This is a genomic window from Burkholderia anthina (assembly GCF_902498995.1).
GTDB lineage: Bacteria > Pseudomonadota > Gammaproteobacteria > Burkholderiales > Burkholderiaceae > Burkholderia > Burkholderia anthina.
The window spans coordinates 120,218-141,819 of the sequence record NZ_CABVLY010000008.1 but is presented as its reverse complement, the minus strand read 5'-3'; the positions used below and the strand labels follow the sequence as shown (position 1 = coordinate 141,819).

14 protein-coding genes are annotated in these 21,602 nt (G+C 67.7%); 7 read left to right on the top strand and 7 right to left on the bottom strand.

Features of this window, described 5'->3' with window-relative positions:
* The first annotated feature begins 27 nt into the window (after positions 1 to 27).
* Together BME24068_RS12955 and BME24068_RS12950 are read left to right on the top strand one after the other, a co-directional pair.
* The gene (locus tag BME24068_RS12955) at positions 28 to 1,815 is read left to right on the top strand and encodes a chloride channel protein (RefSeq protein WP_096499758.1); all 1,788 of its coding nucleotides are present in this window, start codon (positions 28 to 30) and stop codon (positions 1,813 to 1,815) included.
* A 503-nt stretch (positions 1,816 to 2,318) separates the two neighbouring features.
* Entirely contained in the window at positions 2,319 to 2,651 is a 333-nt protein-coding gene (locus tag BME24068_RS12950; protein WP_172441859.1) for a hypothetical protein, read from the top strand.
* 132 nt (positions 2,652 to 2,783) lie between these two features.
* On the opposite strand, the gene ppnP is transcribed toward BME24068_RS12950, so the two are convergent.
* Positions 2,784 to 3,104, bottom strand: a complete 321-nt coding sequence (gene ppnP, locus BME24068_RS12945; RefSeq protein ID WP_012366195.1) for a pyrimidine/purine nucleoside phosphorylase — start codon at positions 3,102 to 3,104, stop codon at positions 2,784 to 2,786.
* Positions 3,105 to 3,298: 194 nt separating this feature from the next.
* Positions 3,299 to 4,201: a LysR substrate-binding domain-containing protein gene (locus tag BME24068_RS12940; protein WP_096499760.1), complete on the bottom strand. Its 903-nt coding sequence runs from the start codon at positions 4,199 to 4,201 to the stop codon at positions 3,299 to 3,301.
* 182 nt (positions 4,202 to 4,383) lie between these two features.
* Here BME24068_RS12940 and BME24068_RS12935 point away from each other — a divergent pair, with 182 nt between their 5' ends.
* From BME24068_RS12935 to BME24068_RS12925, 3 genes are all read left to right on the top strand, one after another.
* On the top strand, positions 4,384 to 5,568 hold the full coding sequence (locus tag BME24068_RS12935; protein ID WP_174926300.1) for a M20 aminoacylase family protein: 1,185 nt from the start codon (positions 4,384 to 4,386) through the stop codon (positions 5,566 to 5,568).
* A gap of 55 nt (positions 5,569 to 5,623) precedes the next feature.
* Entirely contained in the window at positions 5,624 to 6,943 is a 1,320-nt protein-coding gene (locus BME24068_RS12930; protein WP_174926299.1) for an MFS transporter, read from the top strand.
* 248 nt (positions 6,944 to 7,191) lie between these two features.
* Entirely contained in the window at positions 7,192 to 7,734 is a 543-nt protein-coding gene (locus BME24068_RS12925) for an isochorismatase family protein (RefSeq protein WP_096499766.1), read from the top strand.
* A gap of 75 nt (positions 7,735 to 7,809) precedes the next feature.
* Here the strand turns inward: BME24068_RS12925 and BME24068_RS12920 are convergent, their stop codons facing one another.
* The 5 genes from BME24068_RS12920 to BME24068_RS12900 form a co-directional block, all read right to left on the bottom strand.
* Positions 7,810 to 8,916, bottom strand: a complete 1,107-nt coding sequence (locus tag BME24068_RS12920; RefSeq protein ID WP_174926298.1) for a porin — start codon at positions 8,914 to 8,916, stop codon at positions 7,810 to 7,812.
* Between the two features lie 63 nt (positions 8,917 to 8,979).
* The gene (locus tag BME24068_RS12915) at positions 8,980 to 9,399 is read right to left on the bottom strand and encodes a DoxX family protein (protein WP_096499770.1); all 420 of its coding nucleotides are present in this window, start codon (positions 9,397 to 9,399) and stop codon (positions 8,980 to 8,982) included.
* Between the two features lie 177 nt (positions 9,400 to 9,576).
* Positions 9,577 to 10,854 (bottom strand): cytochrome c, encoded by a 1,278-nt coding sequence (locus BME24068_RS12910; RefSeq protein WP_096499772.1) that lies wholly within the window; start codon positions 10,852 to 10,854, stop codon positions 9,577 to 9,579.
* Between the two features lie 2 nt (positions 10,855 to 10,856).
* A complete protein-coding gene (locus tag BME24068_RS12905; RefSeq protein WP_174926297.1) occupies positions 10,857 to 12,476 on the bottom strand; it encodes a GMC family oxidoreductase in 1,620 nt (539 codons plus the stop codon).
* A complete protein-coding gene (locus BME24068_RS12900) occupies positions 12,476 to 12,982 on the bottom strand; it encodes a sugar dehydrogenase complex small subunit (RefSeq protein WP_124825367.1) in 507 nt (168 codons plus the stop codon). Before BME24068_RS12900 ends, BME24068_RS12905 begins: the two co-directional genes overlap by 1 nt.
* A 303-nt stretch (positions 12,983 to 13,285) precedes the next feature.
* On the opposite strand from BME24068_RS12900, the gene BME24068_RS12895 reads away from it, so the two are divergent.
* Both BME24068_RS12895 and pbpC read left to right on the top strand, forming a co-directional pair.
* Positions 13,286 to 19,330 carry an alpha-2-macroglobulin family protein gene (locus tag BME24068_RS12895; RefSeq protein WP_174926296.1) on the top strand — a complete coding sequence of 2,015 codons (6,045 nt, stop codon included), beginning with the start codon at positions 13,286 to 13,288 and terminating at the stop codon, positions 19,328 to 19,330.
* 7 nt (positions 19,331 to 19,337) lie between these two features.
* Positions 19,338 to 21,599, top strand: a complete 2,262-nt coding sequence (gene pbpC / locus BME24068_RS12890) for a penicillin-binding protein 1C (RefSeq protein ID WP_174926295.1) — start codon at positions 19,338 to 19,340, stop codon at positions 21,597 to 21,599.
* Positions 21,600 to 21,602 lie beyond the last annotated feature (3 nt).

Genomic DNA, 21,602 nt, shown 5'->3' with positions numbered 1-21,602 from the left:
CAAGCTTTACCGACCTTTTCAACTCCGATGAACGCACCACATAAACGCGATTTCTCGACCAACGAACGCCTGCCCAGGATCGCGTTGCTAGCTGCCGTGATCGGCTTGCTCAGCACGCTGGCGGCGTTCGTGCTGTTGAGCCTGATTCACCTGTTCACGAACCTGTTCTTCTTCCAGCAGTTCTCGTTCGCCGACCACTCGCCTGCCAATAATACGCTCGGCGCATGGGTGATCGTCGTGCCGGTGATCGGCGGGCTGATCGTCGGCCTGATGGCGCGCTTCGGTTCGGAGAAGATCCGCGGCCACGGCATTCCGGAAGCGATCGAGGCGATCCTGTTCGGCAAGAGCCGCATGTCGCCGAAGGTCGCCGTGCTCAAGCCGCTGTCGTCCGGCATCGTGATCGGCAGCGGCGGCCCGTTCGGTGCCGAAGGCCCGATCATCATGACGGGCGGCGCGCTGGGCTCGCTGATCGCGCAATGCGTGCACGTGACCGCCGCCGAGCGCAAGACGCTGCTCGTCGCGGGCGCGGCCGCCGGCATGACGGCCGTGTTCGGCACGCCGGTCGCCGCCGTGCTGCTCGCGGTCGAGCTGCTGCTGTTCGAATGGCGTCCGCGCAGTTTCCTGCCGGTCGCGCTCGCGTGCGCGGTGGCCGGTTTTGCGCGCGCCGTGTTCTTCGGCGTCGGTCCGCTGTTTCCGCTGACGACATCCGCGCCGACGCCCGTCGCGCTGCTGTCGTGCATCGTCGCCGGCCTGCTGTCGGGCATGCTCGCATGCGGCCTGTCGGCTGCGCTGTACCGCATCGAAGACGGCTTCGCGAAACTGCCGGTGCACTGGATGTGGTGGCCGGCGCTCGGTGCGATCGTGATCGGCATCGGCGGCTGGCTCGAGCCGCGCGCGCTCGGCGTCGGCTATGACGTGATCGGCGACCTGCTGCACCAGCACATCGCGCTGAAGATCGCGCTCGCACTGCTGATCGTGAAGGCCGTGATGTGGGTGGTCGCGCTCGGCTCGGGTACGTCGGGCGGTGTGCTGGCCCCGCTGCTGATGCTCGGCGCGGGCCTCGGCACCGTGCTGTCGCCGGTGCTGCCCGGCGGCGATCCGGCGCTGTGGCCGCTCGTCTGCATGGCCGCGACGCTCGGTGCAACGCTCGGCGCGCCGCTGACCGCGATCGTGTTCGCGTTCGGCCTCACGCACGACGCGAACGCGCTGCTGCCGCTGCTCGCGGCGACGCTCGTCGCGCACGGCTTCGCGACCGTCGTGATGAAGCGTTCGATCATGACCGAAAAGATCGCGCGTCGCGGCTATCACATCTACCGCGAATACGGCGTCGATCCGCTCGAGCGCCATGACGTGGGTGAAGTGATGACATCCGCCGATGCGCTCGTCGCGATCGACGGCGCAACGACGCTCGACGCGGTCGAGTCGCAGTACTTCGGCGCGAAGCAGACGCACCGTGCCTACCCGGTCGTGCAGAACGGCCGCCTGCTCGGCCTCGTCGATCGTGCGACGCTCGATGCGCAGCGCGCGCAAGCCGGTGCCGGCGCGACGCTCGCGAGCGCGTTCGCCGATCGCGCACCTGCCGTCGCGCTCGCACACGAAACGTGCCGCGTCGTCGCGTCGCGCCTCGCGATGCTCGGCCTCGAACGCCTGCCGGTCGTCGACGATCCGCAATCGCTGCGCATCACCGGCATCGTGTCGCGCAGCGACCTCATCAAGCCCGCGCTCCAGCACTTCGACGACGAGCAGAAGCGCGAACGCTTCCGTCCGGTCGTGCCGGCCAACCTGCGCGACAGCGGCACCCGCAAGCCCGTCTGACGCCGGCAGCGTGCGCGGCGCAGCGCCGCGCTTCCCCCGCTTCACTCCGCCTCGCGAAACGGCGCGCACCGCGCGCCGTTTTTGCATTCCGCGCGCCCGTGTTTAAACTTCGTTGACAATTCAACAGGCGAAAGTTTGTCATCATGGAATGCATGCGACGGGGCCACCCTTCAGCCATTCCACTTCGTCAGCCAATAAAGAAGCGTCGCGGCGCAACATGCGAAGACATGCAGCACGCCGCGATCGTCCATTCGCCACATCGCCGGACAACGAGCAGACCACACGGCGCATGACGTCGTTCCCGCGTTTCCCCGCTCGTTCGGGCCGCGCACGACGGCATGTCGCACCGCCACAAAACGCACAGCACTCGGGTTGTCGTCCGGCAAGCGCATTAACAACTTGTTTCCGATTCACCGGAACCGCGCTCGCTCGATGCAATCTCACAGGCACGCAGTTTTGCTGCGCATCCCACTCAATCAATCACGACTCGAGGGAGATAAAACGTGAACGTGAAATACTTACCGCTCATCGCATTGACCGTGGCAATTTCTGCTCATGCGGCCGATCCGGCCGTGCAGAATGTGGGACAAAGCCAGAAGCCCGCCCAGGACGTCTCCGCATGTATCGCGAAGACCTGGGCCGACAAGTCGCAGCAACAGGTGATCTCGCAGAACGTGCTCGCCAACGGCCTCGCGACCGACGTCTACGCACCGGGCCAGCAGCCGCCGAACGGCGCCGCCGCGATGGTCCGCCCGTCGTGGAAGCCGGACGCGAAGACGTGGGTCGGCGTTCGCGGCGACGCCGCTTCCGCGGGCGACATCAGCGCCTGCCTGTAAGCGCCGTGCCGGGCGGCATCGCGCCGCCCGCATGCGACAAGCCCCGCTTCGGCGGGGCTTTTTGTTTTCCGCGCATCGGCGCGCGGCCGATGCGCGCGCGTGCCGCGCGTGGGAATCCCTGCGTGAAGGTGCTTACAGGTAGCTGCAGACGTAGTCGAGCGTCTCGAGCACTTCGATGTCGAAGCGGCTCTTGCCCGGCACCGAGAACGATTCGCCGGCGCCGTAGGTTTGCCATTCGCTGCTGCCGTCGAGCTTCACGCGGCACTTGCCGGCCTGCACTTCCATCAATTCAGCCGCGTCCGTGCCGAAGTTGAGCGCGCACGGCAGGATCACGCCGAGCGTCTTGCGCGTGCCGTCCGGGAAGAGCACGGTATGCGACACGCACTTGCCGTCGAAATAGACGTTCGCGCGCTTGACGACCGATACGTTGTCGAATTGGGTTGCACTGGTCATGTGATGCCTCTGATTGCTGGATGCCGGATGGCGTGTGGTTGGAAGCCGGCCGGGTCGGCGGGCCGGCCGATATGATACCGGCTCGCGGCGCACATGCCGCAAGCCTGCAATCGCGCACGGGAAGCGACGAAGGCGCACGACCGATAATCAGGATCACTACGTTGTGTGATTGCCCGAATCCGCATGCGCTCCGCTCACCGCAATCCCTTGCGCCGCGCGGAATCGCGCAGGCAGTCGAGCAGCATCGCCGCGGCGGGCGTGAGCGGGCTGTCGCGGCGCGTAACGACCTGCACGGACACGCCCGGCAGCCGCTCGCGGATCGGCAACACCACGAGCTGGTCGCGCGCCCACTCCCCTTGCAGCAGTTGCTCGGGCATCGACGCGATCAGGTCGCAACCCGTCATCAGGCTGTGTGCAAGCCCGAAGCTCGGGCATTCGACGACCCGCTGCGGCACCGGCAGCCCGTATGCGACGAATGAATTGAACAACACCTGGGTCGAGCTTTCCGGCGACGGATTCATCAGCCAGTCGGCTTCGACGAGATCGGCGAGCGACGTGGCCGACGCCAGCGGATGCCCCTTGCGCGCGACGATCAGCGATCGGCTCGCATAGAGTTCCGCGTGATCGAACTCGGCCGCGAGCAGTTCGGGCACGACGACGGCCACCGCGAAATCGAGCGAGCCGTCGTGCAGCCGCGGCAGCGCGACGCCCGGAAACCCTTCGACGAGGTTGACGCGCGCAACCGGAAAGCGCCGCCGGAACGCGCGGAATGCGTCGGGCAGAATCGTCACGGCGGCGGCCGGCGTGATCGCCGCCGCGACCGAGCCCGTCATCGCGCCCTGGGCCTGCTCGATGTCGTCGCGCGCGCGCTGCATTTCGGCGACGATCAGCCGCGCGCGCACCTGCAACTGCTGGCCGAACGCGGTGAGCTGCACGCCGCGCGCGGTGCGCACGACGAGCGATACGCCGAGCGCGATCTCCAGCTCCTTCACCGCCTTCGTCAACGCTGCCGGCGACACGTTCAGGCGCCGCGCGGCCGCACGGATACTCCCTTCTTCCGCGACGGTGACGAACGCTTTCAGCTGATGGTATTTCATGGCGGCATGCGTGATTCGTGGAAACCCTGTTGTGCCGCGCCGCATGCCGGCTCAGGGTATTCCCGAGCGGCAACCAGTGGTGTGCACCAAAGCAATTTAGCAGCTTCTGGTACGCAAAAGAAATTTATATGCTTGCACGTCATATGCGCGTCAAACGCCCACCGTCCCCCACAGGAGACACCATGCTGCAAGCCGTGAACCCCGTCATCCCCGGCATCGCCGCGATCGCCCCCGATCTGATCGAGGTGCGCCGCCGCATCCATGCTCATCCGGAACTCGCATTCGAGGAAACGCTGACCAGCGACCTCGTCGCCGAACTGCTCACGGGCTGGGGCTATGAAGTGCATCGCGGCATCGGCAAGACGGGCGTCGTCGGCGTGCTGCGCGAAGGACAAGGCACGCGCACCGTCGGCCTGCGCGCCGACATGGATGCGCTGCCGCTCGCGGAAGCTACCGGCCTGCCGTACGCGAGCCGTCACGCGAACAAGATGCATGCATGCGGCCACGACGGCCATACGGCAATGTTGCTGTGCGCGGCGCGCCACCTCGCGGCCACGCGCCAGTTCTCCGGCACGCTAAACCTGATCTTCCAGCCGGCCGAGGAAAACTTCGGCGGCGCGAAGTCGATGATGGACGACGGCCTGTTCGATCGTTTCCCGTGCGATGCGATCTTCGCGATCCACAACATGCCGGGCCGCGCGGCCGGCGACATGGCGTTCCGCACCGGCGCCGCGATGGCGTCGGCCGACCGCGTGACGATCACGCTGCGCGGCGTCGGCGGTCACGGCGCGATGCCGCACTTCGCGCGCGATCCGATGTCGGCCGCGGGCAGCATCATGGTCGCGCTGCAAACGATCGTCGCGCGCGAGGTCGACGCGCAGCACGCGGCCGTGATCACGGTCGGCAGCGTACAGGCCGGCGAGACCTTCAACATCATTCCCGAAACCGTCGTGATGAAGCTGTCGGTGCGCGCGTTGAACGCCGACGTGCGCGCGCTGCTCGCGCGGCGCATCGAAGCACTCGTCAAAGGCCAAGCGGAGAGCTTCGGCGTCACCGCGGAAGTCGATTACGACTACGGTTACCCGGTACTCGTCAACCATCCGGAGCCGACCGCCTTCGCGGCCGACATCGCGCGCCAGATGCTCGGTGCCGAGCGCGTCGAAACCGAAGCCGCGCCGCTGATGGGCAGCGAAGACTTCGCGTTCATGCTCGAAGCGCGCCCCGGCTGCTATGCGTTCATCGGCAACGGGATCGGCAGCAAGGGCGGCTGCATGGTGCACAACCCCGGCTACGACTTCAACGATGACATCCTCGCGATCGGCGCGAGCTACTGGGTGCGCGTCGCCGAAGCGTGGCTCGCGGCCTGACGGCCGTTCCTCACGGCTCTTCATCACACAGTTCCGCGCTTACCGGGGGAACCCCATGGAAACGTCCGCTCTTTCGTTCGCCGGCTCGCCGGCCGATGCCCGCACCGCCGCGAAGAAACGCCGCCTGATCGCGGCCGCCGCCGTCGGCAACGCGCTCGAGTTCTACGACTTCACGGTCTACAGCTTCTTTGCGATCCTGATCGGCAAGCTGTTCTTTCCCGTGCATTCGTCGTTCGGGCAGTTGATGCTCGCCGTCGCGAGCTTCGGTGTCGGCTTCGTCACGCGTCCGCTCGGCGGTCTCGTGATCGGCATGTACGCCGATCGCGCCGGCCGCAAGAAGGCGATGATCCTGACGCTGCTGCTGATGGCGCTCGGCACCCTGACGATCGCGGTCGCGCCGACCTTCGCGCAGGTCGGCATCGCCGCACCGCTGCTGCTCGTGCTCGCGCGCCTGTTGCAGGGGTTCGCATCGGGCGGCGAAGTCGGCGCGTCGACGACGCTGCTGCTCGAACAGGCGCCGCAGCACCGCCGCGGCTTCTACGCGTCGTTCCAGTTCTCGAGCCAGGGGCTCGCCGCGCTCGCGGGCGCGCTGACCGGCGTCGCGCTGACGTCGACGCTCAACGCCGCGCAGCTCGAAAGCTGGGGCTGGCGCATCCCGTTCGTGATCGGCACGCTGTTCGTGCCGATCGGCTACTGGCTGCGCCGCACCGTCGAGGAAGTGCCGGCCGCCACGCCTGCCGCCGCGCATGAAGAACCGGTCGCGTCGCTGCCGCTCGCCGACGTGCTGCGCCATCACGGCAAGGCCGTGTTCGCGGGGCTCGGCGTGACGATCGGCGGCACGTCGATCCACTACATCATCGTGTTCTACATGGCGATCTACGGCGTGCAGGTGCTGCACCTGCCGACCTGGCTGTCGATGACGGCTGGCTGCATCGCCGGCGCGATCCTGATGCTCGTGACGCCGATCGGCGGCCACCTGTCGGACGTCTACGGGCGCAACCGGATCGTCTGGTGGACGCGCATCGCGCTGATGCTCGCGATCTATCCCGCGTTCATCGCGTTGAACCGCTGGCCGGGCGCCACCTCGCTGCTGTCGATCATCGCCGCGCTGTCGGTCGTGCACGCGATCAACATCGGCGCGACGGGCGCCATGCTCGGCGAGCTGTTCCCGCGTGCGGTGCGGGCGACCGGCGGCGCGCTCGTCTACAGCGTGGGCGTCGCGATCTTCGGCGGCTTCGCGCAGTTCTTCGTCACGTGGCTGATCGCCGCGACCGGCAATCCGAATGCGCCCGCGTGGTATGCGATCGGTTGCGGTGTGTTCACGCTGCTCGCGATTCGCTGCATGGACGAGAAGGCAGGGAAAGCGCTCGACTGACTGGTGGGCGGTGCGTTGTGCATGGTGCATGGCGCGTGCCATTGACGCGGCCCTCGCTCATCGTGCATGATCGCTTCATGCACAACGCCACGACCACGCTTTCGACGACCACGCGCACGACCGCCTCCGGCGGGCCCGTGCGGCGAGTGCGCGCAAGGTCGTAGCGTCACCGATTCGCGCAGGCCCCGCCGGTTCCGGACGGGGTCTCTTCGTTTCTCCGTCCGCACCGGTCATTCAGGAGAAACGCAATGTCCGAAGTCCGTTCGCCCAAACGTGCGCTGCTCGTCGTCGACATGCAGGTCGGGTTGTTTCACGGCCCCGATCGTCCGCATGACGGCGAACGCGTGCTGGCCAACATCAACCGGCTGATTCATCGCGCACATGAAGCGGGCGCGCCCGTGTACGCGGTGCGTCACACCGGCCCGGCCGGCTCGCCGATCGCGCCCGACGCGCCGCTCGCCGCGCTGCTGCCGGCGCTCGCGATCGATGCACAACGCGATACCGTGTTCGACAAGACGCGGCCCAGTTGCTTCGCCGGCACGCGACTCGCGGGGTGGCTGCACGCAGCCGGGATCGGCGAAATCGTGATTGCGGGGATGAAGACGCAGTACTGCATCGATACGACCTGCCGCGCGGCCGGCGATCTCGGCTTGCGTGCGGTGCTCGTTGCAGATGCGCATACCTGCATGGACACGCTGGAGTTGCCGGCCGAGCGGATCGTCGCGCATCACAATGCGACGCTTGGCGGGCCGTTTGCGACACTGACGACGACCGAGGCGTGCGGGTTCTGAGCCGGCTGTGCAACCTGTAAACGCAACAAGGCACGGACCCACCCTCACCCGTGCCTTGCCCGTGCTACACCCCGCTCAGAACGTATGCATCATCCCCACATACGCGCCCGTCTGCGACTCGCCGGTCATCGGGCTCGTGCCCGACGTCGCGTCGCGCGGCGTCGCGAGCAGCGAGAAGTTCGAATTCCCGCCATTACGCACATACGCCACCGTGCCATACAGGAACGTGCGCTTCGACAGGTTGTAGGTAGTACCGAGCACGTACATGATCGCGTGGCCCGACGGATCGTGCGACGCATCGCCGCCGCCGTCGCCCACCTTCACGTAGTACCCGCCCCCCGTCACGGCCCACTGCGGATTGGCCGCATAGGTCGCACCGAGCCAGTAGTGATCGGCACGATCGGCGACGCCCGCCGGGCTGTCCGGCGCCTGGTAGTGCGTATACGCGCCCTGGATCTTGAACTTCGCGACCTTCACGTTCGCGCCGACGAAATACTCGCGCGACGCGGTGAAGATGTTGCTGAACTTGCCGTTGTTGTCGCGCAGTTCGTCGTAGATGCCCCGCACGTCGAGCAGCGCCGAGTGATACGACAGCATGATCCCGTCCGAGCGGCCGAAGTCGTCGGCCGCGCCGTAGTTGAAACCGCGCGACTGATTGCCGAACGCGTATTGCGCCTGCACGTCGAAGCCGCCGATCACCGGGCTGTGATATTCGATGTTGTTGCTGCTCTGCTGCCAGTTGCGGCCGCGCACGAGCGATGCGGACGAAAACGCCTGCTGGACGAACGGATCGAATTCCCACACGCCGTCGCTGTCGATGAAGAGGTTGCGGCCGGCCTGCAGCTGGCCCCACGTGTCACTCTTCAACCCGACATACGCGCGGCGCGACCACATGCGCCCGCCGCCCGTCTGGCCGTTCATCACCTGGAAGGCGGTTTCGAGGTTGAAGACGGTCGACATGCCGCCGCCGAGATCCTCGACACCCTTCAGGCCGAACATGCTGGTGCCCCAGTCGCCGCTTTCGGCACTCCAGCGTGTCGCGCTACCGCCGTTCGGCTGAGCGATGTGGTTCAGGTATTCGACGCCGCCGTCGATCCGGCCGTACAGCGTCACGCTCGTCTGTGCGAATGCGGCTGCAGGCGTGGCAGCCGCAATCAGCCATGCGAAATGTTTGAGTCGCAAAATGATGCCCCCTCGGAGTCTCGACCGTCCGGCGCGCGCCCAATGCGCGCGCCGGCGGCCCGTTCACCCGCGATCGATCGAAAAACGTCCGGGGCCGGCCGCGCAAAGCGCGAGCAGGCCGCCCGAGATCGCGATGTTCTTGTAGAAATGAATCATGTTGTTGATCTGCTCGCCGCCCGTCATCGTCCAGTAGCGGTGGCCGATGAGCGCGGTGCCGATCGTGTACAGCGCAAGCAGCAGCGCGAGCGGCCGCGTCTGGAAGCCGACGAGGAGCGCGATGCCGACGAACAGCTCCATCACGACGGCGATCGCCGCCGAAATGATCGGCGCCGGCGCGCCCTCCGTTCCCATGAACGCGATCGTTCCGGAGAAGTCGACGATCTTCTTCCAGCCGAACATCACGAACAGGATCACGAGCAGGATTCGGGACAGCAGCAGCAGCACATCGCGCTGGGACGCGAGAAACGGTTGATTCGGTGTCATGGTGTGATCAACGAAAACGATGCGCGAAGCGCGCGCACCGGATTGCCAACGAACCAGAACGGGCAGCCGCCTGCGCCGCCCGCCCTCCTCTGCAACAACCGGCATCGGGGCCCGCCCGATGTGCTGTGCTCCTCCTCTTGTCAGTGTTGCCCTGCTTCGTGCCGCGTGCTGCCGGCGTCAACGCGCCTTCGCGACGTCCTGCTCGGTCACCTTCGCGGCCGGATTGCCGAACTGCGCGGTCAGGTAGTTCGTCAGCGCGGCGATCTGTGCATCCGACAACTCGTTGCGGAATGCAGGCATCGCGACATCCTCGCTGCCGGCCTTGCGCTGCACGCCGTTCAGGATCACCTGGACCAGGTTGGCCGGGTTCGACGCACCCACCGTCGAGTTGTGGAACAGCGACGGGTAGTAACCGTCCGGCGTGCCCTTGCCCTGCATCTGGTGACACGTCGCACAGTTGCCGAGATACAGCCGCGCCGGATCGATGCCCGACGACGCGAGCGCCACGCCGCGCAGCTTCAGCCCGTCCTCGGCCGGCTTGCCCCACGACGAACGCGACTGCTTCGCGCTGCCGTCGGCCACGGCCGGCACCGTGCGGATGTACGTCGCGATCGCGCCGATGTCGGCGTCGGTCATCTTCGAGAAGCTGTGCTCGACCGCCTCGGCCATCGGGCCGGCCGCCTGCGCGACACCCGGCACGCTGCCGGTACGCAGGTACTGGACGAGCTGCTGCTGGGTCCAGCCGCCGATCCCCGCGTTCGGATCCGACGTGATGTTGTAGCCGTCCCAGCCCGCGAGCACCGAACCCGACAGGAAGCTGCCGCCCGTCTCGTCGAGCGACTTCTCCTGCATCGCAACGCCGCGCGGGGTGTGGCACGTGCTGCAGTGCGCGAGGCCCTGCACCAGGTACGCACCGCGGTTCCACTCGGCGCTTTGCGCCGGCTTCGGCTCGTATACGCCGTCCTTCAGGAACAGCCAGTTCCAGATCTTCAGCGGCCAGCGCATGCTCAGCAGCGCGGGAATCTCGTTCTTCGGCGGCGTCTGCTTGACCGGCTCGACGCCGTGCATGAAGTACGCGTACAACGCCTGCACATCGTCGTCATTGACCTTCGCGTACGACACGTACGGCATCGCCGGATACAGGTTGTCGCCGTTCTTCGCGACGCCGTGGCGCACCGCTCGCTCGAAGTCCTCGAACGTCCAGTTGCCGATGCCGGTGTCCGGGTCCGGCGTGATGTTGCTCGAATAGATCTTGCCGAGCATCGGCACCGGCATCCCGAGACCGCCCGCGAACGGCTTGCCGCCCTTCGCGGTGTGGCAGGCCATGCAGTCGCCCGCGATCGCCAGGTATTCGCCGCGCTTGATCTGCGCGGGATCGGCCGAGTCGGCCGCGCGCACGAGACCGGGCAGCGCGAGGCACCCGGCGAGGAGGAAGGTGAGAGTAGATTTCCGCACGGTCAGACTTCCTTCTTCAGCGTGTCCGACATCCGCAGCGCAAGCGCCGCGATCGTCAGCGTCACGTTCACCGTACCGACGGTCGGCATCGTCGAGCTGCTCGAGATGAACAGGTTCGGATGGTCGAACGTGCGGCAGTCCTTGTCGACGACCGAGTCGCGTGCATCCGCGCCCATGATCGTCGCACCCGTGATGTGGTTGTTCGGCGCGAACTCGTCGTTGAACACGACTTCCGTGCCGCCCAGCACCTTCGCGGCCGTCGCATAGACTTCACGCGTATGCGCGGCGCCGCGTCTCACGTAGTCGTCGATCGCGTACGTGATTTCCGGGCGCGGAATGCCGATCGCGTCGGTGGCCGTCTTGCTCGGCACGATGCGGTTCTCGGGCTGCGGCAGGATTTCGTGGAAGCAGTCGAACTGCACGTAGCGCGCGGAGCGGTCGCGGATCTGCGCGTCGAGCTCGTCGGGCTTCATCAGCTTGCCCGCCTTGAAGATCTTCTGCGTCTCCTGGTTGATGCGCGACATGTTCGACAGGTGGATCTTCTTCGCGGCTTCCGTCGCCCGGAACGGGCCGTCGCGGAAACCGATCAGCGACGTCATTTCCTGCGGGCCGCGGCCCGGCCACAGCTTGTCGTTCGCGTAGAACGACACGCCCGTGCCCGGGTGGTCCATCAGGTTGCGCCCGACCATGTCGGAGCTGTTCGCGACGCCGTTCGGGAAATCGCGGTTCGCCGACATCAGCAGGATCTTCGGCGTCTCGATGCCGTTCGCGGCCACGACGAAATACTTGCCTTCGACGCGATGGTCGGCGCCCGTCTTGTCCTTGTAGATCGCGGCGACGATGCGCTTGCCCGGGCCCGTCTCGAGCTTGTAGACGACCGCGCTGTCGATCAGCTTCGCGCCGGCCTGCTCGGCCTTCTCGACGTGCACGATGCCGTTGTACATCGCGCCGATCGGGCAGATCGGCATGCAATTGTTGTTCCCGCAACAAGTCGGCCGGCCGTCGTACGGGCGGCTGTTGCGCGCGACCGGCTCGGTCACCACGTGGAACTTCGGATCGTAGCCGTTCAGCGCGCTCTTGATCGTCTGCTCGTTGAACGACAACGGCAGCGGCGGCATCGGGTACGGCTCCTTGCGCGGCGAGTACAGGTCTTCCTCGGGCCCGGGGCCCCACACGCCGAGTTCTTCCTCGGCGCGCTGATAGTAATGCTCGAGATCGTCGTACTGGATCGGCCAGTCGCGCGCGACGCCGTACACTGTCTTCATCTTGAAGTCGTTCGGGATGAAGCGCCACGCCGACGCGGCCCAGTGCCACGTCGTGCCGCCCACCGCGCGGATGTACTGCGAGTTGAACTTGTGCTCGCCCTTCAGGATCAGGTAGTCGTTCGGCGGGCCGTATTCCGGATGCGGTGCCCACGGGCTCGACGGGTACGGGGCCATGAAATCCGTCTTGTCGGGCTGGTTCCGGAAGCGCTCGACGATATCGCCGCGCGGCATGCGCGGGCCCGCTTCGAGCAGGATCACCGACTTGCCCGCCATCGCGAGCTGGTGCGCGACGATCGCGCCTGCGACACCGGACCCGACGACGACGACGTCGGCTTTTTGCGTATCGGTATCGGCCATCAGGCTTGCCTCTCGATCGGTTTTTCGGCCCAGAAGCCGGGTTTGTTGGGGCAATACGAAGGGATCACGAGCGTATCGGACACGACGCTGAACATTAATGCTTCTTCGTACGTAATCACGACGTTGTCGATGATGCCGAGATACCACGCTTCGAGGATCGTCAGCGCGGAGGCTTCCTGATCGGGGCTCAGCGAACCGGACGCGAGTGCGCCGGCGAGTTGCGACAGACCGTCGGTCGTCTTGAACGAGCCCTTCTGCAACGCCTGCAGGAAGCGTTCGCCGAGCACGCGGCTCAGCCCTTTCTTGCCTGTCAGCGCTTCGGAGAGCGTCATGAACGTATCGAGCGGCGCGGTGCCGGGATTGTCGGCCAGGGCCCGCAACGCCAGTGAGCCGGTGAGGCCCGCCGCCGTCAGCGCCAGTGCGCCCTGCAGCCATTGACGCCGCGTGATGCCGCTTGCGGCTGCGTCGTCATCGCGACGCGAGTGGGGAGTGTTGTCGTTGTGCATGTTTCCTTCTCTCGAACACCGGATTCGGGAAAACCACGCTTGATAATTCTCAAACATTGGCGCGGCCCTGAAATGTACGCGCACAAATCGGATCGGACAATGGTTTTATAGTCCATTAAATGTTCCGCATTCCGAGACAATCGACATTTCGCTGCATCTTTGTGTCGTCGACGCGACAATTCTGCATCGTGATGCCGTGTGTCGCAAGCCGACGACACGCAGCATTCCGTCATCCGCTCACATGCGCGTCGGTTAGAATCGCCTGCAATCAAACAGAAAGCTTCCCTCCGAGGGCATCGAGCGATGAAGCAGCACGACAAACACAACAACACGAATCAATCCAACGCCAATCACACCACACGGCTGTTCCTGCGCATCGGCGCGGTTGCGGCGCTCGGCGCCGCGGCCGCACTGTCGCTGCATGCGCTCGCCGCACGCACCGTGAGCGTCTCGCCGCAAGGCACCGTCACCGAGGTCCGGCAAAGCGTCGTCAAGTTCGACGAAGCGATGGTCGCGTTCGGTTCGGCGTCCGCGCCGAGTCCCGCGCGCATGACCTGCAACGATGCCGCTGCCGCGCGCGGCCAGGGTCACTGGCTCGACGACAAGACCTGGGTCTACGATTTCGAGAACGACCTGCCGCCGGGCGTACGCTGCTCGGTCGCACTCAACGACACGCTGCGCTCGGTCGCCGGCAATGCGGTGAGCGGCCCGCGCCGCTTCACGTTTCAAACGGGCGGCCCGTTCCCGGTGACGGTGCGCCCCGGCTCGCGCGAGATCGAGGAACGCCAGGTCTTCGTGCTGAAGCTGAACGGCCCGGCCGAACCGCGCTCCGCGCTCGCGAACATCTGGTGCGAAGCGGCCGGCATCGGCAACCGCATCCCCGTCACGGCCGCCGCCGACGACACCCGCACCGCGCTGCTCGATCACTTCGGGCTGAAGAAGGACGCCGCGCGCGTGCTCACGCTGTCGTGCGCGCAGGCGCTGCCGGCCAGCGCGAAGATGCAGCTCGTCTACGGCAAGGGCGTGGCGAGCCCGAGCGGCATCGCGAACGAAACCGAGCGGCGTTTCGACTTCACCGTGCGCGCGCCGTTCGCCGCGAGCTTCTCGTGCGAGCGCGAGAACGCGAAGGCGCCCTGCACGCCGCTGCGTCCGCTGACGCTGTCGTTCAACGCGCCGATCTCGCGCAAGAACGCCGAAGCGATCAAGCTGCGCGGCCCTGACGGTTCGCTATCGCCGACCTTCGCCGCGGACGACCACAGCGACGAAGTGATGACCGTCACGTTCAACCCGCCGCTGCCCGCGCAGGCGAGCCTGACGATCGAGCTGCCGTCCGGGCTGCGCGACGTGACCGACCGCTCGCTCGCGAACGCCGACCTGTTCCCGCTCGCGACGCGCACCGCACCGATGCCGCCGCTCGCGAAATTCTCGTCGGGCACCTTCGGCATCGTCGAGCGCTTTGCCGAACCCGATACGCCTGCGCTCGTGCCGGTCACGCTGCGCAACGTCGAAGCCGATCTCCATATCGCCGGCCTCAACGCGGGCGGCGCGCAATTCGCGAACCTGAAGGTCGAGAACGACACCGCGATTCGTCAATGGATGCGAACCGTCGACCGCTTCGACAACTGGTCGATGACGGCCGGCACGATCGACGAGCGCATGCCGGGCTTGCTGCAACGCAAGGGCCAGCACCCCGTCTACGTGCCGCTCGAAGCCGGCGAAAAGATGCCCGCGCCGCAGAACCGCCGCATCGACGTGCGCTCGCTGTCGCTGCTCGACGGCGAACCGGGCGCGCAGGCGCTGACGCTGCCGAAGGCCGATCCGAAGACGCTGCGCCCGTTCGAGATCGTCGGCGTGCCGATCGACAAGCCCGGCTTCTACGTGCTGGAACTCGCGTCGCCCGCGCTCGGCCGCTCGTTGCTCGCGAAACCGTCGAGCATGTACGTGCGCACCACGGTGCTCGTCACGAACCTCGGCGTGCACCTGAAACAGGGGCGCGAGAACAACCTCGTGTGGGTCACGACGCTCGACAAGGGCAAGCCCGTGCCGAACGCGCACATTCGCGTATCGGATTGCAACGGCGACGAGATCGCGGCCGGCACGACCGACGCGCAGGGCCTGCTGAAGATCGACGGCCCGTTCGAGCCGAAGCACGAATGCCGTTCGTCGGAACAGCGCTTCGACGATTACTTCGTGTCCGCACGCGTCGACGATCCGAAGACCGGCCCCGACATGGCGTTCGTCAGCTCGAACTGGAATCGCGGGATCGAATCGTGGCGCTTCAACGTGCCGACCGACAACGACAGCGCACCGACGGTGCGCGCGCATACCGTGTTCGACCGCACGCTGCTGCGCGCCGGCGAAACCGTGTCGATGAAGCATTTCCTGCGTACCGAGACACTGCAGAGCCTCGCGTTCCCGTCGCAATACCCGACGCGCGTGACGATCCGCCATCTCGGCTCGGACCAGACGTACAAGCTGCCGCTCACGTGGACGGCCGACCATAGCGCCGACACGCAGTTCACGCTGCCGCCGGCAGCGAAGCTCGGCGAATACAGCGTGTCGCTCGAAGGCGGCCCGGACGATGCGCCGACCACCAGCTACTACAGCGGCAGCTTCCGCGTCGAGGCGTTCCGCCTGCCGGTGCTGAAAGGGTCGATCAGCGCGCGCGACGCGCAGAAGCGCCCGCTCGTCGCCGTGAAGGAAGCGCCGCTCGCCGTGCAGATCGACTACGTGTCGGGCGGCGGCGCATCGAACCTGCCCGTGCAGGTGTCGGCGCTGATGAAGTGGGCATCGCCGCCGTTCGCGGACCGCTTCGAGGACTTCAGCTTCTCGCCGTATCGCCCCGACACGAGCGACGGCAACGCCGACGACGATTCGCAGGACGGCGACAACGCGTCGTCGTCGAACAGCGATCCCGATGCGACGAAGCTGATCGCGGACAAGCTGCCGCTGACGCTCGATCGCAACGGCGCGGGCTCCGTCACGCTCAAGGGGCTGCCCGACGTCGACGCGCCGAAGCGCATCGCGCTCGAAGCGACGTTCGCGGATCCGAACGGCGAAGTGCAGACGATCCGCGGCGACACGATCCTGTGGCCGGCCGCGGTGGCGGTCGGCATCAAGGCCGGCCATTGGGTGTCGGTCGGCCAGCGCGTGCCCGTGCAGGCGCTCGCGGTCGATCTGCAGGGCAAGCCGCGTGCGTCGGTGTCGATCGAGATCAAGGGCGTCGCGCACGTCACGACGTCGTCGCGCAAGCGGATGGTCGGCGGCTTCTACGCATACGACAACAAGAGCGACACGCGCGACCTCGGCGTGCTGTGCTCGGGCAAGACCGACGACAAGGGCCGCATGGCCTGCGACGCCACGCTCGAGCAGGCCGGCAACGTGCAGCTGATCGCGGTCGCGAAGGACGGCGACGGCCGCGCGTCGAACGCGTCGACGTCGGTGTGGGTCACGCGCGAGGACGAACTCTGGTTCGGCGGCGACAACACCGACCGGATCGACGTGATTCCGGAGAAGACTTCGTACGAGCCGGGCGAAACCGCGCGCTTCCAGGTGCGCATGCCGTTCCGCTACGCCACCGCCCTCGTCGCGGTCGAGCGCGGCGGCGTGATGGAAACGCACGTCGTGCAGCTGAACGGCAAGAACCCGACCGTCGACCTGAAGGTCGGCGAATCGTGGGGGCCGAACGTGTACGTATCGGTGCTCGCATTGCGCGGCCGGATTCGCGAAGTGCCGTGGTACTCGTTCTTCACGTGGGGCTGGAAGGCGCCGGTCGAATGGGCGCGCGCCTTCTGGCGCGAAGGCCGTCACTATGAAGCGCCGACCGCGTTCGTCGACCTGTCGAAGCCCGCGTTCCGCTATGGCCTCGGCGAGATCAAGGTCGGCACGGGCGTGCATCGTCTCGGCGTGACCGTGACGACCGACGCCACGCGCTACACGGTGCGCAGCAAGGCCCAGGCGCATGTGAAGGTGACGCTGCCGAACGGCCAGCCCGCACCGGCCGGCACGCAGATCGCGGTCGCGGCCGTCGACGAGGCGCTGCTCGAACTGATGCCGAACAACAGCTGGGACCTGCTCGACGCGATGTTGCAGCGTCGCGCATACGGCGTTGAAACGGCCACCGCGCAGATGGAAATCGTCGGCCGCCGCCACTTCGGCCGCAAGGCCGTGCCGGCCGGCGGCGGGGGCGGCAGCGCGCCGACGCGCGAGCTGTTCGACACGCTGCTGCTGTGGAACCCGCGCGTGACGCTCGACGCGAACGGCAGCGCGACCGTCGACGTGCCGCTGAACGATGCGCTGACGCGTTTCCGGATCGTCGCGATCGCGGCGGTCGGCGCCGATCGCTTCGGCACCGGCAGCACGTCGATCCGCAGCACGCAGGATCTGCAGCTGATCTCCGGCCTGCCGCCGCTCGTGCGCGAAGGCGATGCGTTCCGCGCGCAGGTCACGCTGCGCAACACGACCGACCGCGCGATGCAGGTCGTCGTGACGCCGCGCGTGACGGGCCTCGACGTCGCGCCGCAAACCGTATCGCTCGCGGCCAACGCGGCGACCGAGGTGGCGTGGACGATCACCGTGCCCGAGCAGGCGCTCGACGCGGCCGGCGCGCTGAACTGGCGCATCGAGGCGGCCGAGCAAGGCGGCAAGCGCGCGTCCGATGCGCTGGCCGTCGCGCAGAAGGTCGTGCCCGCGCTGCCGGTGACCGTGCAGCAGGCCACGCTCGCGCAGGTCGACGGCACGCTGACGGTGCCCGTGTCGGCGCCGGCCGGTGCGGTCGACAACGCACAGGGCACGCCGCGCGGCGGTATCGCCGTGTCGCTGCAGTCGAAGCTCGCGGACGGCCTGCCCGGCGTGCAGCGCTGGTTCGAGCGCTATCCGTACCGCTGCCTGGAACAGCAGGCGTCGCGCGCGATCGGCCTGCACGACCCCGCGCAATGGCAGGCGCTGGTGGCGCGCATGCCCGTCTACCTCGACAGCGACGGGCTCGCGAGCTACTTCCCGCCGTCGTCCGACGATTCGCACTCGGGCAGCCCGACGCTGTCGTCGTACCTGCTCGTCGTAGCCGACGAAGCCGGCCGCCTCGACCCGCGCTTCGCGCTGCCGGAAGACATGCGCACGCAGCTGGAAGCCGGGCTCGCGCGCTTCGTCGACGGCCGCATCGAACGCAACACCTGGGCGCCGCGCCAGGATCGCGACCTGCGCAAGCTCGCCGCGGTCGAGGCGCTGTCGCGTTACGGCGCCGCCCAGGGTCGCATGCTCGGCTCGATCGAGATCGCGCCGAACCAGTGGCCGACGTCGGCGCTGATCGACTATCACGCGATCCTCACGCGCGTGAAGGACATCCCGCAGCGCGACGAGAAACGCGCGCAGGTCGAACAGATCCTGCGGGCGCGCCTCACGTACCAGGGCACGCAGCTCGTGTTCTCGACCGCGCGCGACGACGACCTGTGGTGGCTGATGACGAGCAACGAGACCAACGCCGCACGTCTCGCGCTCGAATTCGCGGGCGACCCGGCGTGGAAGGACGAGATGCCGCGCGTGACGGCCGGCCTGCTCGCGCTGCAACGCCAGGGCGCATGGCAGACGACGACGTCGAACGCACTCGGCCTGCTCGCGGTCGAGCGCTTCTCGCGCACCTACGAAAGCACGCCCGTCACCGGCACGACGAAGGTCGCGCTCGGCGGCAACGAGCGCGCGATCTCGTGGTCGCAGGCACCCGCACCCGCCGATACCCCGGCGTCGGCCACGGCCGCGACGCGTGCGGCCACGGCACGCAGCGTGCTGATGTCGTGGCCGCACGCGTCGCAGGCGCCGGCCACGCTGTCCGTCACGCAGGACGGCACGGGCCGCCCGTGGGCGACCGTCGAGAGCCTCGCGGCCGTGCCGCTGCGCTCGCCGTTCGCGGCCGGCTACCGGATCACGAAGACGATCACGCCGGTGTCGCCCGCCGTCAAGGGCGTGCTCACGCGCGGCGACGTCGTGCGCGTGCATCTCGACATCGATGCGCAAAGCGACATGACGTGGGTCGTCGTCAACGATCCGATTCCGTCCGGCGCGACGATCCTCGGCTCGGGCCTCGGCCGCGACTCGGAAGCCGCGACCCAGGGCGAGAAGACGCCGGACGGCGCGTGGCCGTCGTTCATCGAACGCGACTTCGACGGCTACCGCGCGTATTACGACTATTTGCCGAAGGGCAAATTCTCGGTCGAATACACGGTGCGGCTGAACAACGTCGGTACGTTCGGGTTGCCGCCGACGCGTGTCGAAGCGCTGTACGCGCCGTCCGTGTACGGCCTGTGGCCGAACCCGCCGATGACCGTGAAGCCGGCCGACGCGAACCAGTCGTGAGCAAGCGATGATCGAACAGGTATGGCCGCGGCCGGCGCGTTTCGCCGGCCGCGTATTCGTCGCCGTCGTGCTCGCCGCGCCGCTCGTCGCGCATGCGCTGCCCGGCTACGACGACGTGCGCCGCAACTGGCGCAGTTCCGACTGGGTGCTGCTCGCGCGCGACGGCACGCCGCTGCAGCGCACGCGTGTCGATCTCACCGAACGCCGCGGCGACTGGGTGTCGCTCGCCGACGTGTCGCCCGCATTCCGCGAAGCGATCGTCGTGTCGGAAGACAAGCGCTTCTACGAGCACAGCGGCGTCGACTGGCGCGGGATTGCCGGCGCGGCCTGGGGCAACCTGTGGAACGAGCGCACGCGCGGCGCGTCGACCGTGACGATGCAGCTCGCCGGCCTGCTCAGCGATTCGCCGCGCCGCTCGGGCCAGCGCTCGCTGCCGCAGAAGGCCAGCCAGGCAATGAACGCGCTGCTGCTCGAACGCGGCTGGCGCAAGGACCAGATTCTCGAGGCGTACCTGAATCTCGTGCCGTTTCGCGGCGAGACGGTCGGGCTCGCCGCGCTGTCGCAGGTGCTGTTCGGCAAGGCGCCGTCCGGCCTCGACGCACGCGAGGCCGCGATCGCCGCCGCACTGTTGCGCGCGCCCAACGCGGCACCCGCGAAGGTCGCCGAGCGCGCGTGCCGGATCCTGCGCGACATGCACGCGGAGCAGGCGTGCGCGTCGCTCGACGGCTACGTGCAGCTCGTGACCGCGCGCCCGGCCAACGCCGTGCGCGACGACGGCGCCGCGCTCGCCCCGCATTTCGCGCGGCGCATCGCGGCCGAGGTCAGGCCGAAGGCCGGCGCGCAGGTACGCACGACGCTCGATGCGCCGCTGCAGCGCTTTGCGCGCGACACGCTGACGCGCGCGCTGACCGAGCTCAACGCGCCCGCGCACCGGCGCAACGTGCAGGATGGCGCGGTCGTCGTGATCGACAACGCGACCGGCGAGATCCGCGCGTGGGTCGGGTCATCGGGGGCGCTGTCGAGCGCGCGCGACGTCGACGCCGTGCTCGCGCCGCGCCAGGCCGGCTCGACGCTCAAGCCGTTCCTGTATGCGCAGGCGATCGACGAGAAACGGCTGACCGCCGCGTCGCTGCTCGACGACGCGCCGATCAACCTCGCCGCCGGCGGCGGCCTGTACATTCCGCAGAACTACGACAAGGACTTCAAGGGCTGGGTGAGCGTGCGCAGCGCGCTCGGCGGTTCGCTGAACGTGCCGGCCGTGCGCACGCTCGTGCTCGTCACGCCGCATCGCTTCGCGAGCACGCTGACCGCGCTCGGCCTGCCGCTCGCGCAGGAAGGCGACTATTACGGCTTCAGCCTCGCGCTCGGCAGCGCGGACGTCACGCTGCTGTCGCTGACCAATGCGTATCGCGCGCTCGCGAACGGCGGCGTCGCGCGCAAGACCGTCGACCTGCCCGCGGCAGCGCTCGCTGCCGGCGCATCGGCCCCGAACCCGGCCCCGGCCGCAACGACGACACGCGCGAACGACGGCACGCGCGTGTTCAGCGAAGCGGCCACCTTCATCGTCACCGACATCATCTCGGACAACAACGCGCGCGTGCGCACGTTCGGCTTCGACAACCCGCTCGCGACGCGCTTCTTCTCGGCGGTCAAGACCGGCACGAGCAAGGACATGCGCGACAACTGGACCGTCGGCTTCACGTCGCGCTATACGGTCGGCGTGTGGGTCGGCAATGCGGACGGCTCGCCGATGTGGGACGTGTCGGGCGTGACGGGCGCGTCGCCGGTCTGGTCGGCCGTCGTCGGGTATCTGCACCGCGACCTGCCGAGCCGCGCGCCGCGCCCGCCTGCCGGTGTCGAAACGCGCCGCATCACGTTCGAGCGCGACGTCGAGCCGTCGCGCAACGAGTGGTTCCTCGCGGGGACGGCGCTCGACACGATCCGGCTCGCCGCGCCCGTCACGCCGGGCAAGGACGGCGCACGCGCGCCGCTGACGATCGGCACGCCGACCGACGGCACGATCTTCGCGATCGATCCGGACATTCCGCCGAAGAACCAGCGGATCTGGTTCGAGCGTTCATCCGGACACGCCGGCCGCTTTGCATGGCGGCTCGACGACAAGGTGATCGGCCATGCCGACCGCGTCGCATGGATGCCGTGGCCGGGCCGGCACCGGCTCGAACTCGTCGATGCGCGCGGCAACGTCGCGGATGCGATCGGCTTCGAGGTGCGCGGCGCGTTCGCGAAATCGGCCGCGCGCAAACCCTGAGCG